Here is a 15566-nt window from a genome sequence, read left to right as displayed (position 1 = left end):
TGCCCCAAAAATGCTACAAGGCGCCAAAAGCATAGGGAGGTTGGGGTTGAGGTTCTTTTTCTCCTTGCTGGTCTTGGTCATCCTCGGGCTTGGAAGCCCCTGCAGGGCTGTCTCCTTTGATCTCCCCCTGGAGATCAAAGCCACCTTCTGGGCCAGAGGGGCTATAGACTTAAAACATGATCGCCGCCCCGAAGACCGGGCCGTTGACCAGCAAACAGGCACTGTAGAGCTCTCCTGGCTGGGGCCAGGGGCTCTTTTTGGAAAGGCCTCCCTGCGCATAGACCGTCTGGCCTTCCACAATGACTTGAGCCATGAGGAGACAGATTACTGGATTTGGGAGACTTATCTTGGCCTACAGGGAGAGGATTGGGAGTTACGGGTAGGGAAACAGTTCGTGCGCTGGGGCAAGGCCGACGAGATAAGCCTGGTAGATAACGTCAATCCCCAGGATCTCCGTCAGCTCATGTATCTACGCCTAGAAGAAAGAAAACGCCCCAACTTCCTCATTCGCTACCGCCATTATTTTGTGGGGCTGAACATTGAGATCCTTTTCTCCCCCACAGATGAAGCCCACGAAAGGGATCAATTCGGCTCAGACTGGGCCAACTTTGACCATCTCAAGGAGGCCATTGCCCACAGCCCCCAGGTGCCTTCGGCGCTTAAGGGCTGGGCCGCCGGCCTTTCGGCCTCTGTAGGTGATCACGGCTGGTCCCTCAGGCGTTCGGAATGGGGCTTCCGGATCACAGGAACCTGGAGCCAAATTGATTTGGGGATAAGTTATCTCAACGCCCACAGCCGTTCCCCCTATCCCTTTGTCCGCAGGTTCCCCCTTCAAGGCTTCCGGGTCACCCGACCCACCAACCCTTTGGCCGATCTCCTGGCCCAGATAGGCCACCTAAACATTGCCGGCAATGAGATCATCATCGGCCAGCCGAGAAATCGCTTCTATGGGTTCGAGTTTGAAACCACTTGGGGAGACTTTGGGCTTAGAGGAGAGTTTCTCTACCAGACCGATCGCGTCCTTCTCAAGGAGGATCTAACCGGCATCCGCAAACCATCCTGGGCTTATATCCTCGGAATCGACCGCACCTGGCCCAACGGGCTCTATCTAAACCTTCAGTTCCTCCAGCAAAGGATACTGGCCTGGTCCGAGGGAATCCTTTTCGAACCCAAACTGGACAGCTCTCTCTTCGGTCGTCTTTCCTGGCCATGGTTTGAAGACCGGCTGGAGATCCGTCTGGATGTAAGCTACGATCTCACCAACCGTATGTGGTACGCCAACCCAGAGGTGATCTACAAGATCAACGATAACCTGCATATCTTCTTCGGTCTCCACCTGATAGACGGTCCCCCGGATACCTTTCTCGACCTCTATGACAACAACGATGACATCTATCTAGGCCTGAAGGTGATCTTATAAAGAACAGGGCCCAAGACTTCTGAAGAGAGGAATCAAAAAAATCTTCAGCTTGCCGATGAGTTACTAGGACCAGAGCCCTCATTTGAGGGCTTGAGATAAGGCCGGGTCCTTTTAGGCATAGCCTCTTGGGGTGTTCCGGTAAAGATGGACAGAGAGTTTCTCTTCAGCAACCTCAAACGTTTCGGGATAGAGAGCGGAAGGGCCTTTTGGGAGGAGGCCTTTTCTCGCTGTTTGGGGCTGGTCAGCTCCGAGGAACTCTTCAGGCTTAAAGAGACTACCGTGGCCATCCCCGGGCTTGGAGGTGTGGGAGGTGGGCACCTTATCGCTCTGGTCAGAAGTGGGGTCGGCCGTTTTAAGTTGGCCGATCTCGACACCTTCGAGCCCCACAATATAAATCGCCAATATGGAGCCAAGGCCGCTAGTGCCGGACGCCCCAAGCTGGAGGTGATGATCGAAGAGGCCCTGAGCATAAACCCTTATTTGAGTGTGGAACGCTTCCCCCAAGGGATATCTCCTGAGAACCTGGATCAGTTTCTAGACGGGGTAAGTGTTGTCATCGACGGCATAGACTTCTTCAACTTCGATCTCCGCCGCCGCCTTTATCTTGAGGCCCGCAGGAGGAGTATCCCAGTGGTGGTTGCCGCTCCCTTGGGCTTCAGCTGTGCCATTCTCGTCTTTGCCCCAGACCGCGGTCTTGATTTCGACCGCTATTTTGGAGTGAGAGAGGGGATGGATGATCTGGAAAAGCTAGCCTCCTTTGCCGTAGGTCTGGCCCCCCGCCCCACCCATCTGCGATACATGGATCTCTCTTACGTGGACATCAAGGCCCAGAGAGGTCCTTCTAGTGTGATCGCCTGCATGCTCTGTAGTGCCATGGCGGCCATGGAAACGGTGCGCATCGTTCTCGGACGTCCTGGGCTCAAACCCGTACCCTGGTTCCATCAGCTGGATCTTTACCGGATGAAGATCCGCCGGGGCTATCTCTTCTTGGGCAACCGCAATCCCATTCAGCGTCTGATGATAAAGATCCTCATCAGACGGTTTCGAAAGACTCGAGGAGCAAGATGCAGTACGGCTCCTATTTCAAGCTAGTCCTCACTGAAAGGCGGCCCCTTCTGTTGATTTTGGTCCTGATCACCTTAGGGGCCCTTTACTTCTATCTCACCCTTCCGGTGGTCACCTCCACCGAGGCCATTGTCCCCAAGGATGAAAAAAGACTCTTTTACGAGGAATTCCGTCAGGTCTTTGGGGCCGATGATGCTCTGGGGATCGCCTTTCATAGCGAAAAACTCTTTACCCCGGAGACCCTTCGTTTCATTGAGGCCCTCACCAAGGCCCTTGAGGAGATCCCCGAGGTGGAAGATGTCCTCAGCCTGACCAATGTAGAGGATATCCGCGGCGCCGAGGGGACCTTTGTCGTCGAACCCTTGATTGGAGAGGAGATCCCTCAGGAAGTCTCTAGGCTTGAGTGGATCAAGGAGCGGGCCCTCAAGAATCCCCTTATCCGAGGAAACCTCGTCTCGGCCGACGCCCGGGCCACTATGATCGTCATCCGACCGGCCTTCCACGGTGAGGACGAAGACCTGGAAGCCAGGTTACTTAAGGCTGTGGAGAAAACCATCGAAGAGCTCAAGGCTCGTTTCCCTGAGGCCCCTGAACTTCATCTAGCCGGCTGGCCGGTCATCGACGTCAAGATGGCCTCCTATATGAACCACGATCTGGCCATCTTCATTCCCTTGACCTACATCCTGATGGCCGTTCTCCTTTATCTGTTTTTAAGACGTCTGAGAGCCGTGTCCGGGATACTCCTGGTCATGACCCTTTCTCTCATCTGGACCATGGCCGTCCTTAACTTGGTCGGCGGAGCCATGAGCCCGATGACCGCCATTCTCTCCCCCCTGATAATGGCCCTTTCCCTGGCCGACGGAGTTCATCTCACAAGTCGCTTTTACCTCAGCCAAACCACCCGGAGCCCAAGGGACACCCAAACCCATATTGTCGAGGCCGTACGAGAATCCTGGAAACCGTGTCTTCTAACCAGTCTTACCACAGCCGCAGGCTTTCTTTCCTTGGTCACCAGCCGGATACCAGCCATCAGGCACTTTGGGCTCTCGGCCGCCGCCGGGATGATGATCGAATTCATCCTTACCTTTAGTGTCCTGGTCATGCTTCTGCCGTGGATAGGCCGGGAGACCGGAAAACAGCGGAGTTTCATCCACAACGATAGCCTTCTCCAGAAGGCCGCCTCACTTTCCGAGCTCATCCTCAAGGGTCGGCTGATTATCATCCTTCTGACCACCGGAGTGGTGGTCTTTTCCCTTTGGGGGGCCAGCCAGATAAAGGTTGAGACCAATCTCCTTGAATTCTTCAAAGAAAAAAGCCCTATCAGAGAGGCCGCCCGGTTCGTAGATGCCCACCTGGGAGGCTCTGAGACCATTGAAATCTCCCTTAGAGCCGAAGAACCAGAGGCCTTTTTAGAGCCGAAGAACCTAGTCCTTCTGGAAAGAATCAGCTCCTTCCTGGCCAGACGCCAAGCCTTCAGTAAGGTCATCGGGGCCCATGACTTTCTTAAGCAGATGAATCAGGCCTTCCACGACGACCACCCCCAGTACTACCGTCTACCGGAAACCAGGGAGCTCATCGCCCAGTATCTCCTTCTCTACAGCGGCACAGAGCTTAATCATTTTCTAGATGAAGACCATAGCTGGGCCCGGATATCGGCCCGGACGATCCTCCACAACTCCTCAGAGCTTGAGAAAGAGATCGAGGCCATCAAGCAATTCGTTAAAGAAAAAATCGCCCCCCAGGCCCAGGGGATTACCATCGAGATCACAGGCAAAACCTATCTCAACACCCGGGTGATCAAAGACATCGTTTCCTCCCAGACCCAGAGCCTGACTATCGCCGGGGCCATAGTCTTCGGGTTCATCTTCCTGGCCCTTCGATCTTTATCCCTGGGAATCATTGCCTTGGCCCCCAATTTTTTGCCCCTTATCACCAACTTCGGCCTTATGGGCTGGACCGGAATCCCCCTCAATACCTCTACGGCAACCATCTCGGCCGTGGCCATTGGTATCGTTGTTGACGATACCATCCACTTTTTAAATCAATACCAGCTTTTGAGACGAACTGGCCTTTCGGTGACCAAATCCCTGACCGGAACCTTTGCCACCAAAGGAGTAGCCGTAACTATTACCTCCGTGGTTCTGGTGGTGGCCTTCGGGATCTTGGTGCTTTCCAAGTTTGTCCCCACGGTTCAGTTTGGTTTCCTCTCGGCGACAATCATGCTGGTGGCCTTCCTGGCCGATATCTTTCTCCTGCCGGCCATCCTTTCTTACCAAAAAGAAAGGGGAGCCTAGGCTCCCCTTTCTTTAAATTCCTTAAGATTAATCTCGGGCTGGGCTAGGCCTTTTTGCTCCTCCTTCTGGCCCCAAGGCCACCCATGAGAAGACCGCTTCCCACAAGAAGCAGAGTAGCCGGCTCGGGGATAGCGTGGAGCTGGAAAGAACCCGTACCAGAGCCCCGAAGAATGGTGAGGTTATCACCGTCGCCTTCGCCGGACCAGAGAAGATTACCAGAGGCACCGGCCTCAGTGGCCAGAGAAAGAAGCCACCTCTGACCGACAAGAAATTCAAGATCCTGGGTATCGCTCTTCAGAGCCGGAGCCGGCAGGCTTCCGTCAACAGAAGTAATCTCAAGAAGGAGGCTGACGTTCCGGCTCAGGGTAAAACCAGGAGCTGGATAAAGGGTGGCGGTACCAGTGCTTAAAGGGCCAGGGATAACCACTCCCTGAATGACGATGTCACCATCACCAAAGCCTGAGTCATCGTCTGGACCAATATCGGAGCCAAAACTGGCATCTGGAGTGGTATCAAAATACATAGTAAAGACGCCCTCCGTATATCGGGCCGAAGCAATAACGTTTCCGTTGGGGTCGGTATAGATACCATTAACCTCACCGGTAAGACCAGTCCAGGTAACGGTCATCTCCCAGCTGCTCTCAGTATCACCAATTCCATGGCGCATGTCTTCATCATCGGTGTCAAGATAAGTACCACCACTTCTCAGATGATTAATAATGACATTGCCATAATCAACAAAGCTGGTCCCCTCGGTGATAAGATCCCTGGTCTCGACAGGGTACTCTGACTTGGCGTTGTCTTCGAACATGAAGGTATCAAAGCGACCAGTCTCTGAATTAAGATCGCCATCATAGTCAGTGCCAACGTCAACAAAAAGATCGGTGATCCACAGAGCGTTGGCGCTCCCGGCCCAGCTCAGCAGAAGAGCGCACATAAGTAAAATCAAAACCCTTGTTTTCATAAAATAACCTCCTTTTAGTATGTTGTATTATTTTCTTGGCCTACGAACATCTTTGTGACCTCCCCCTTATAACCCCATCTACCACCTCCCTCAGCCCAAACTTCAATGCCTTTTTATTTAAGCAATGGATATGCCAAGAAAAAAGGAGTTGTTTGGGCTCTAATTCCCCCTAGAGTCTCCCTTTTGTCCTAAGCCGAAAAAGGGGTGGGAATTTTTTTTCTCTCTAGTGATGAAGTTTTTTTCCAAAAGGAAGTTTACTTCCCTTTAGAAGAAGCCTTTCCTTCCAGGGCCAAGAGATGATTTTTTATGGCCTTGTCCTCCGGAGCCAGGGAGTGGGCCTGTCGCAGATATCCCCTGGCAGCCTCCTTCATGTCCAGATGGAAGTAAACCCAACCCAGAGTATCAAGGATGGCCGGCTCCTGGGGAGCAAAAGAGACTGCCTTCTCCGCCCAAAGGCGAGCCTCTTCAAGGTGGCCAGCTTCAAGAAGGGCCCAAGCCAGATTATTGAGAAAGATGGGCTCTTCAGGGGCATACTTGACGGCTTGGCGGTAATAATTAAGGGCTTCCGTCCTCTGCCCCCTCTTCCAGCAGAGGTCTCCTAAGGTAGCCGCTGCCGGGGCAAAGTCAGGGACCTCAAGGAGGATCTGTTTAAGCAGGCCCTCGGCCTCTTGATAGGCCTCTTTCTTTATGGAGACAAGGGCCTTCAGATAGAGCAGGGAGGGCCGCTCAGGGGCGGCCTTAAGCAGAAACTCGGCCTCATCCAGACGCCCAGACCGAAGAAGGTGGGAGGCCAAAATGGTCTGAGAAGAGGGCCTAAGAGCACTCAAACCAAGAATCTCCTCAGGGAAATCTCCCCAGAGGGCCAGAGCCTCAACCGGAATCCGGTCATTTAAGGCTCTGAGCTCCTGTCGAGCCCTGTCTTTTCGGCCGCAGGAAACCATATAAGCCAGCTTAAGGAGCCTGGTTGCCGGGGCCTCTGGATAAAGGGCCTCTATTACTCCGACCTCGGCCTCGACTAAAGGACAGTCCTTCTTCCGGATAAGATCTACGACCAAAAGATAATGGGCCTCCTGCAGGAGGTCGGGGATCTTAAAGAGGGGGAGGAGGCCTGAGGCCGGAGGTGTCTTGCCATCAGCTATCTCCAGAAGAACCATAAGGAACCGAGAACGGTAAGAAAGGGGATTGATCTCCAGGGCCCGGGCCAACGTAGCCTTGGCCTGCTTGTGATAGCCTGCCAACCACTGGGAAAGCCCAAGATAATAAAGACCCCTTTCATCCTCATTGATGACCACCACCTGATTGAAGGAAAAAACAGCCCCTCCGTAATCGCCTTTCATCAAGCAGAGGTGCCCCTCAAGGTAAGGAGCGGCAAAATTCTGTGGATAGGCCCGGGAAAGGGCCTTGATGACCCCTTCAGCAAGTTCCAGATCCCCCACATAAAGGGCCACCTCGGCCAAACGGACCGCCAGATCGTAGTCATTCACTCCGACCTGGGCGTATATCTTTTGGTAGATAGAAAGGGCCTTCTGGGCAGAGCCTTCGACCAGATAAAAATCCGCCAGATAGGCGAGGTATCTCCAGCGGGCCTTCTCTGAAGGGGCAAGATCAACCATCTTTTGATAGGCCTCCTCTGCCCTCCGGGGGCGAGCCTCGTGGCGGTAAAGATTCCCCAGGGCCATGTAAACCTCGGGGCGATCAGGAGCCATCTCCCGGGCCTTAAGATAGGCGACCTCTGCCCGTCTGAGCTCACCTTTAAGGAGATAAAAATCTCCCAACTCCAGATAGCAGCGGAAATCAGAAGGCCGCTTTTCCATGGCCTCCTTAAAAAGGGCCTCCGCCTGGTCAAGTTGACCGGAGAGGGCTTTAAGATTGCCCAGGATTAAAAGGGCGTAAATGTTGTCCGGATCGATCCTCTGAAGCTCCTGAGCCAGGGACTCTGCCCGTTGATAGTAGCCGGTTATGAGATAAAGATAGCCTAATTTGACCAGGATCCTGGGGTTTTTTCTGTCAAGATCCAGGGCCGTCTCCAAACTCCGGATAGCCTCATAGGGCCTCCCCCGATAGATCTCTACCAAACCAAGCTGATACCAGAGCTCTGGATCATCCGGGATGAGCTCCTTTAAAGGAAGAAGCATCCGGTAGGCCTTCTCGTAGTTACCGCTGGCAACAAGCTCTCTGGCCTGGCTGAGAAGGACCTCAGGGGCTGGCTTCTGCTGACAACCAAAGGCAAAACAGATAAACAACCAGAGCAAGACTAGGCCCCTCAGCACTTAGACCCTCCTGGCCATAGAGAGTAAAAGAGCAAATAACAGGAAGAGCACCGAGACCAGAAGCAGATTCTCCATGACCCAACCCCAGATAAGTACCAGAAAATTAAAGATCCGACCCAAAAGGCCATAATCCCCCTCTGGGCCATAATCCTCATGGGCCTTAGGAGAGGCCCTGTTGATGACCTTGCCAGCTTGCCCCAACCTCCTTGACTCTTTAAGGCCCAGAGTCGGCCCGATGACGACCGACTCTGGCCGCCTCAAAGCTACCGTATAACCCTCGTTCTGGGAGTTTTTTTTCTTCTCTGTCTTCTTAAGGGCCACCCTCTCTTGGCCAAGTAGCCCCATGGGGGCCTCTGAAATATAACCTGGAAGGCGATCGGCCAGCAGTTTTCCTTTCTTTCCCAGACTCTTTAAAATCTTCTGGGTTCGCCGCCTGGCCTCTTCCAGCTTTCGCTGATCTTTCCTGAGCTCAAGGAGGATCTGAAACTTGTCGGCCAGAAAATAGCGGATATTGCTCTCAAGATATGATTGCCGAAGACCACGGACTGCCGGATAGCGCAGATTGACTGTGGCCAGGGGAGTAAAGCCTCCGGTCTCAGAAACGAGCACACAGCGGCCCAGAGAGAGATCTTCACAAATAAGATGCCAGGAAAGGCCCTTCTTCTGGCGGAGTTCCTCTTCCAGAAGCCTTTGAGCCAGATCCGGAGAGGCCGGAGACTGTCGCCAATAGGCTTTAAGGGAGCCGGAGAAGAATAAATTAATAAATATCAAGACCACAAAAGGCCTTATCCAAAAGGACCAAGTCATGGATTTTTTAAAAAACCGTTTTTTTTCTAAAGCATACAGTCTCAGGCTAAGGGAGCAAACAGAAATCCCCTTCCCAGGGCCAAAGGATTATAGAGGTCTGGCCGGGTTGCCGGCAACAACCGTGTCGTCGGGGACAGGTCTGGTGACTACTGCCCCGGCGGCCACCGTAGCCCTCCGGCCGACCTCGGCCATAACCACGGCTGATTCCCCGATCCAGGCGTACTTCCCGATGCGGATGGTCTCAAAGACATCTTCTTCTGCCGGGCTGAGGCTTCCATCGGGCAGACGACGGTGCTGTCTGCGGCCACTAGGGATACTTACCCTAGAGGCAACGAGAACTCCTTCCTCAAGGATGGTTTTTCCCAGGATGGAATAGGGCCCTATATAGACCCCTTTTTTAACTACGGCCCAGGGCTGACTGAAAAAGGCCCCAAAACCGATCTCCCACTCCCAGCTACACTCCGGAAAGACCAGCCAGTAGTAGGCCCGACGCAAAAAGGCCCCAGGAAGACCCGGGATCAAGGCCAAGGCCTGGGCCCAGAAAAGATAGAGTCGATTTTGAGAGAAAAAAAGACGCTCAAGGCGCCAACTAAGCCAGGGTAAAAAAACCAGGACTACCGAAAACCAATTGAGAAAACTCTTAACAAAAGACATCTCTGCCGCCGAATATTAGCCAAGCCCATAGAAAACAGGCAAGGCTTAATTTAAGGCGCTATAGATCTACTCCAGGCGGCCTTGGTCTTGCGCCCCCAAACATAGTAGAGGAAGATAAAAGAGACCAATGGAAAAGGACTATTTACCTATAAGGTTCAAGGAACCACTGGGGCTGCCCCGCAAGGATGAGCCGATTACCCTGGGGGTGCCCCTGCCCCAGGGCCTTTTTAAAGATGGGGAGCTGACCATCAAGGACAGTCAGAGCCAAGCGATTCCCACCCAGTGGAAGCCGGCCCTCTTTTGGCCTGATGGGAGTGTCAAGTGGGTGATAGTTGATTTCCTGGTCGATATTGGCCCCTATGAAGAAACCACTTACTATCTAGGCCCTGGGACTCCCCCAAAATTTGCTCCTCTTATCTTAGAAAAGACCAGAGAGGGGCTCTCCGTTGATACCGGAATCATCCGCTGTAGCCTCTCCCCAGAAAGGCTTTGGCTTGGGGGAATAAGTGTGGCCCAAGGGGATCTTGACGGGGTTTGTTCCTTCTGGAGGCTCCTCGGAACTGAAGGCCAGCCGGCCAACTGGAAAAAAGAATCGCTCAGCGTCGAATCCTCCGGGCCCCTGAGGGCCACGGTCACCATCAAGGGGCGTCTGTCCTGTCAGAGGCAAGATCTTGACCTCGGCTTTACTTGGCGGATCTCCTTCTTCGCCGGCCTCAGCCTCATAAAGATGGAAGCCGAACTCCACAATTCCCGTCGGGCCCAACACAAGGGGGGCTATTGGGACTTAGGTGATCCAGGATCCATGTTCTTTAAGGAGTTCTCCCTGGTCGTAAGACTCCCAGGGGCCAGAGAGGCCCTGATCAAGCCTGAGCCCTCGGAAAAGGAGTTCCGCTTCCTCCCCCCGGAACTTGAGCTCTACCAGGATTCAAGCGGAGGGGACAACTGGCAAAGTCGCAATCACATCAATCGCTTGGGTAAAATTCCTTTAAGGTTCCGGGGCTATCGTCTCCGGGGCCTTAAGGAAGAGTTTTCCGGATTACGGGCCACGCCGATCATCCGGCTCCTCAGCCCTAGAGCCCAAGTGGCCCTGGGATTGTCCCACTTCTGGGAGAACTTTCCCAAGGCCATAGTGAGCACGACTGAGGACCTGACTCTTGAGCTTTTCCCCCACCAGTACGGGGATATTCATGAGCTTCAGGCCGGAGAGAGAAAGACCCACACGTTCTGGCTTTCTTTTGGCCATCAGGGGCAACCGGCTCCTGATCTGGGTTGGGTATCTGCCCCTTTGGTACCGGTAGTTGACCCCTCCTGGGTGGCTAATAGCGGGGCAGTTCTTTTCTTCACCCCTGCCTCTCAGGAGGTCTCAAGGGACTATCTGGCCATTGTCAAGACGGCCATCGAGGCCGACCAATCCTTTTTTGCCAAGCGGGAGATCATCGACGAGTACGGCTGGCGCAACTTCGGCGATCTTTATGCCGACCATGAAAACGCCTTTAACCAGACAGGCTCTCCCCTCATCTCCCACTACAACAACCAATACGACGTAATTTACAGTGGCCTTGTCCATTTTCTGCGTTCAGGGGACGTTCGCTGGTTTAAGCTGGCCGACGAGCTAGCCCGCCACGTCTATGACATAGACATCTATCACACCGATGAAGACAAGCCGGCTTATAATCACGGCCTCTTCTGGCACACCTTCCACTACGTAGATGCCCATCGGTCCACCCACCGTTGTTACTCAAAAGACGCTGGAATTACTGGAGGTGGGCCATCTAATGAACATCTTTACTCCTCAGGTCTCTTGTTACATTATCTCTTAACCGGAGACCCTCGCTCAAAAGAAGCAGTTATAAGTTTTGCCGATCACGTCATCGATATGGACAAACCCTACAGGGTCCTTTCCTGGCTTGATCGCAGCCCCAGCGGGCTAGCCAGCCAGACTCGAGATCCTTGGTATCACGGGCCAGGCCGAGGAGCCGGGAACTCCATAAACTGCCTTTTGGACGGCTTTCTCCTTACCGGAAGACCTGGGTATCTAAAGAAGGCCGAAGAACTCATCCGGCGTTGTATCCACCCCCAGGACGTCCCGGAGGCCTTGGGGCTTAAGAGGCCGGAGGAACGATGGTCTTATCTGGTCTTTCTCCAGGTCCTGGGCAAGTATCTCTTCTTAAAGGCCGAATGGCAACAACTAGACGAGATGTTCCACTACGGCCGGGCCGCCCTTCTCCATTATGCCGGCTGGATGGCGGCAAACGAATACTATTATCTGGACAGACCCGAGCTTCTCGAATATCCCACCGAGACCTGGGCCGCCCAGGAGATAAGAAAGGCCGAGGTTTTTAACTTGGCCGCCTATTTTGCTAAAGACCAAGAGCAACGGAATCTTTTTGAAGAAAGGGCCGAATATTTCTTCTCAAGGAGTATAGAAGGTCTTCTCTCGTTTAAGACCTGGCACTACACCCGCCCCTTGGCCATTGTGTTGGGTAGTGGCTTTAGCCGGAGCTGGTTCAAGAATAGCCTTAAGAAGGCCCCCCTTATCCCCCTCGATCAGGATTTTGACCCCGGCGCCAGGAAGAGATTCGTCCCCCAGAAGATCCGGGCCAAAAAGAAACTCAAGATCATGGCTGGTCTCTTCTTGGTTATGGCCACGGCCCTGGGGGTTTGGTTGGCTTTTTAATCAACGAAGTCGCGGAACCAGAGCTCAATCCCCACCATGGTGCCTAAAAGATGGGCATAGTTCTTCTGGCCAGAGACATGGGCCTCAAAGATTTCTTTAAGGCCTTGAGGATCGTAGATTCCCCTCTCAAGGGTCCTTTTGTCAAAAAGGAGTTGGCGAGTGCTTTCCCGGAAATATTTCCGCTGCCACCTGGAAAATTCCGTATAGTGCCTAAAGCCCGGAAGGCTTAAGCGTTTCAAGAGGGAGTTAAACTTGTCGGTCAGGAGCAGACGCAAGCGCCCGGCATCAAGGGGGGCCCCGGTATTTGAATTGGGGACCTTTATCAGAGCCGGCTGATACTGCCGGACCACAGCCACATGGATCTCACCGGCCCAGCGTCTCTTCGGATGAAGCCTTAAAAGAAGGTCCAGAAAATCTTCATCCATAAAGGGAAGTCTGATCTCCACTTGGCTTCTGAAGATGGCCAAGGAGGCCACCGCCTGCCGGCGAATATATTCCTTGATGAAGTAATAAAGGGTGAGATCAACCGGAGAAAGCAAAGATGAGACCGGGGCCAAGACCTCCTCCAGGGAGCTCCTGGCTATGGCCAGCTCCTCTTTGAGCTCCTTAGAGACAAAAAGCCCCTCCGGGTTGGCATCTCTTAAGACCAGATTCGCCCGGGAAAAGATAAAGTCAATAACTTCTTTCCCCTCAAGGCCAAAGACTTCCTCGGTCGGCTGAACCGGATAGGCCAGCGAGGCCTTGGCAATCTCACCTCCATGGCCTCGCAGGAGGATCTTAAAGGGGGCCCTTTGGAAGTATTCCAGGGCCGCTTTCTCAGTAGACTCGTGGGGGTGGTACATGCCATCGCTGAGCCAGATCAAAGTCTCCGCCAAGGTCTGAAAATCTTTGAGGTGCTCTTCTGTGATCTCCACAAAGGTGTGTCTGGTCCCGGCTATCTGGGCCATCAGGGCGGCAAAGCGTTCATCCTGGCACCCTTTAAGCCCCAGGGTGTAGGAAGGGATCCCTTGGGCCTCGGCCCCCATGGCCGCCAGGATAGCCCGAGAATCAAGTCCCCCGGAGAGAGAGATCCCCAGGTGTTCTCTGAACTTAAGGCGCCTCTTAACGGCTTGGCCAAAGGCATAAACGATCTCAGAGGTAGGCAAATCTTGATAGCCCTCCGGAGAAAAAAGCTCCCGCAGACGCCAGTAGGCTCGAAGCTCACAGGACCCAGAGGGCTTAAAAAGCAAGATGCTCCCCGGAGAAAGCAGGCGGACATGGCGGAAAAGGGTCTTATCCCCCAGAAGATGACCGTAATAAAAAAAGTCGGCCAGGGCCCGGAAATCAACCTCCTTTGAGAGTCGGGGCCAAGCCAACAGGGCCTTGACCTCCGAGGCGAAGAGGACTCCCTCCGGAGACCAAGTATAATAAATGGGCTTGAGACCGAACTTATCGTTGGCCAGAAGGAGACAAGAGTCCTTTTTATCAAAGAAAGCCAAGTTAAAGAGGCCTTTTAGGCGGCCGAGAAAGGCCTCCCCCTCTTCTTTGAGGCCCTGGAAGATCAAGAGGGGATCACCCTCCGTGGTCTCCCCATAGAGCTCACCATCAAAGATAAGGATGGCCTCCTCATCCTCAACCAGTCCTACCCCTGGCCCCAAGTTGGCAAAGGGATGGCCCACCCGAGCCAGGGCTAGGCCTTTATCCTGGACGACATGGAGGCTTAGGTGATGATCCGGCCTCTGGCTCATGGCCTGAGCCATGTTTTTGATCAAGTCAACGGTGTTCAGAGCTCCCTTGAGCAAAAATCCCGCTATCCCTGGCATAGAACTCTCCTAAAATTCCCAGAGGGGGTTGACCGAATAGGGAATGACCCGGAAGATCTTATAAAGAACAGGTATCCGGGTAAAGAGGAGAAAGACAAAAGAGACCAGACAGACAGCCAGATAGACCATAAGGCCGACTTCTTTGTAGAGGTGTTCCGGTCGCTGGGCAGGGCTGTTGGGCCGGAAGCCTATCTTGAGATAATAGGCGAAGAAACCGGCAAACAAAGGAGCCACAAGGATGAGTTCTAGATGGTAGCGGATGATAAATATCCCAAAGAAAAAGGCACAGGCCACCGCATAGTAGAAGATGCTCAGCAGGAGACGCTCCTCGGTGTAGTATCTAAAGGAGGCCCGATAGTTACCGGCGACCTCCCTGTCGTCTATCATCCGGTATTCAGCAAAACGCTTGGTGGCCATAAAGAAGGCCCCGGCCATCCAGTAGGAGATGATCAGAGATAGAGGGGGCACCTTATGGGGAATAAGGGCAAACCAGCCCAGGAAAAGACGCAAAGGATTATTAATGGACTCAGTAAGGACATCCACATAAGGGATATCTTTGGTTCGAATAGGGGGAATATTGTAGGCCAGCCCGGAAATCCAAAGCCCCAAGGCAGAGAGAAAAAAGGGCACGTTTATCAAATAGGCAATTCCCAAACCAATGATGGCCAGAGTAAGCCACTCGATGTAGGCCACCGGCAACAAGACCCGCCCCGAAGGGATGGGGCGGTACTTTTTGGTGGGGTGAAGGGCATCTTTGGGGGCGTCAAGGATTTCGTTGATCACGTAGTTGCTTGAGGCCACCAGACAGGTGGCTACTACCGCTAAAAAAAGCTTGAGATACCAAGCCCCATGGGCCAGACCCGGCTCTATAAAAAAGGCCAAAAGGACGCCGAGAAGCATAAATCCGTTTTTGAACCAGTGATCCGGACGGGCAATGGCTACATAGGCCTTAAAATCCATGAGCACTACTCCTCAGACAATTCAGATACCTCAAAGACCTGGATCCGATGGTTTCCAGAATCTACCACGTATATTCGCCCCCGAGGCCCGAAGGCTAAATCCGTAGGTCTCAAAAAGGCCCCTGGGGTTTGACCTTCACCTCCAAAGGCCAACAAAAAATCCCCCTTAGGCCCAAAAACCTTGACCTGATGCCTCCCCCAGTCTGCCACCCAGAGGCGCCCTTTCTGATCTATAGCCAGCCCAGAAGGATGTTTAAGCCCCCCTTCTCCCTCTTTTCCTCCGAAGAAGAAAAGAAAATGGCCCCTTAGGTCAAAGACCTGGATCCGGTGGTTTTTAAAATCTGAGACATAGACCCAACCGTTGGGCCCTATGGCCACGGCCAGGGGGTTTAAAAAACGTCCTGGCCGCCCTCCCCGGCCTCCAAGGTCAAAAAGGTGTTGCCCCTGCTTTGAAAAGATCCGTAGGCAATGGTTACCCCAGTCAACCACCCAGAGACGCCCCCAAGGGTCAAAGGCCAGATCTCTGGGATTCTTAAAGCCTCCCCAGAGGCCCCATCTTTTAATCACCTTAAGGGCCCGACCCGTCTTATCCAGAACCTGGATTCGGTTGTTACCGGTATCGGCCACATAGAGTAAGCCATCTGGGCCGATGAC

General features: G+C 53.4%; 11 protein-coding genes. 4 read left to right on the top strand and 7 right to left on the bottom strand.

Going from position 1 to position 15566, the window contains the following annotated elements:
- The first annotated feature begins 46 nt into the window (after window positions 1-46).
- The 3 genes from ACXJJX_RS07485 (at window position 47) to ACXJJX_RS07475 (ending at window position 4779) form a co-directional block, all read left to right on the top strand.
- Window positions 47-1420, top strand: a complete 1374-nt coding sequence (locus ACXJJX_RS07485) for a DUF1302 family protein (protein ID WP_456433733.1) — start codon at window positions 47-49, stop codon at window positions 1418-1420.
- A gap of 144 nt (window positions 1421-1564) precedes the next feature.
- Window positions 1565-2512, top strand: coding sequence for a ThiF family adenylyltransferase (locus ACXJJX_RS07480; protein WP_456433731.1), 948 nt, complete (start codon window positions 1565-1567; stop codon window positions 2510-2512).
- Entirely contained in the window at window positions 2485-4779 is a 2295-nt protein-coding gene (locus ACXJJX_RS07475) for an efflux RND transporter permease subunit (RefSeq protein WP_456433729.1), read from the top strand. Before ACXJJX_RS07480 ends, ACXJJX_RS07475 begins: the two co-directional genes overlap by 28 nt.
- A gap of 43 nt (window positions 4780-4822) precedes the next feature.
- Here ACXJJX_RS07475 and ACXJJX_RS07470 read toward each other — a convergent pair whose 3' ends face one another.
- From ACXJJX_RS07470 to ACXJJX_RS07455, 4 genes are all read right to left on the bottom strand, one after another.
- Entirely contained in the window at window positions 4823-5743 is a 921-nt protein-coding gene (locus ACXJJX_RS07470; RefSeq protein ID WP_456433727.1) for a PEP-CTERM sorting domain-containing protein, read from the bottom strand.
- A 254-nt stretch (window positions 5744-5997) separates the two neighbouring features.
- Entirely contained in the window at window positions 5998-8013 is a 2016-nt protein-coding gene (locus ACXJJX_RS07465; protein WP_456433725.1) for a tetratricopeptide repeat protein, read from the bottom strand.
- A complete protein-coding gene (locus ACXJJX_RS07460) occupies window positions 8014-8790 on the bottom strand; it encodes a hypothetical protein (RefSeq protein WP_456433723.1) in 777 nt (258 codons plus the stop codon).
- Window positions 8791-8907: 117 nt separating this feature from the next.
- Entirely contained in the window at window positions 8908-9474 is a 567-nt protein-coding gene (locus tag ACXJJX_RS07455; RefSeq protein WP_456433721.1) for an acyltransferase, read from the bottom strand.
- A 127-nt stretch (window positions 9475-9601) separates the two neighbouring features.
- On the opposite strand from ACXJJX_RS07455, the gene ACXJJX_RS07450 reads away from it, so the two are divergent.
- On the top strand, window positions 9602-12151 hold the full coding sequence (locus tag ACXJJX_RS07450; RefSeq protein ID WP_456433719.1) for an RIFT barrel domain-containing protein: 2550 nt from the start codon (window positions 9602-9604) through the stop codon (window positions 12149-12151).
- Here the strand turns inward: ACXJJX_RS07450 and ACXJJX_RS07445 are convergent.
- The 3 genes from ACXJJX_RS07445 to ACXJJX_RS07435 form a co-directional block, all read right to left on the bottom strand.
- Entirely contained in the window at window positions 12148-13953 is a 1806-nt protein-coding gene (locus tag ACXJJX_RS07445; protein WP_456433717.1) for an asparagine synthetase B family protein, read from the bottom strand. The genes ACXJJX_RS07450 and ACXJJX_RS07445 overlap by 4 nt on opposite strands.
- Before the next feature lie 9 nt (window positions 13954-13962).
- Window positions 13963-14913 carry a UbiA prenyltransferase family protein gene (locus ACXJJX_RS07440; protein WP_456433715.1) on the bottom strand — a complete coding sequence of 317 codons (951 nt, stop codon included), beginning with the start codon at window positions 14911-14913 and terminating at the stop codon, window positions 13963-13965.
- A gap of 5 nt (window positions 14914-14918) precedes the next feature.
- On the bottom strand, window positions 14919-15566 hold a 648-nt coding region (locus tag ACXJJX_RS07435), incomplete at its 5' end, for an NHL repeat-containing protein (protein WP_456433713.1).

The sequence above is a fragment of the Thermosulfuriphilus sp. genome (assembly GCF_054026695.1).
This window is presented reverse-complemented; position numbering and strand designations above follow the sequence as displayed.

Coding starts and splice junctions, on each gene's coding strand:
- ACXJJX_RS07480 (WP_456433731.1), top strand. CDS start 1,565: ATGGACAGAGAGTTTCTCTTCAGCAACCTCAAACGTTTCGGGATAGAG.
- ACXJJX_RS07475 (WP_456433729.1), top strand. CDS start 2,485: ATGCAGTACGGCTCCTATTTCAAGCTAGTCCTCACTGAAAGGCGGCCC.
- ACXJJX_RS07470 (WP_456433727.1), bottom strand. CDS start 5,743: ATGAAAACAAGGGTTTTGATTTTACTTATGTGCGCTCTTCTGCTGAGC.
- ACXJJX_RS07455 (WP_456433721.1), bottom strand. CDS start 9,474: ATGTCTTTTGTTAAGAGTTTTCTCAATTGGTTTTCGGTAGTCCTGGTT.
- ACXJJX_RS07450 (WP_456433719.1), top strand. CDS start 9,602: ATGGAAAAGGACTATTTACCTATAAGGTTCAAGGAACCACTGGGGCTG.
- ACXJJX_RS07445 (WP_456433717.1), bottom strand. CDS start 13,953: ATGCCAGGGATAGCGGGATTTTTGCTCAAGGGAGCTCTGAACACCGTT.
- ACXJJX_RS07440 (WP_456433715.1), bottom strand. CDS start 14,913: ATGGATTTTAAGGCCTATGTAGCCATTGCCCGTCCGGATCACTGGTTC.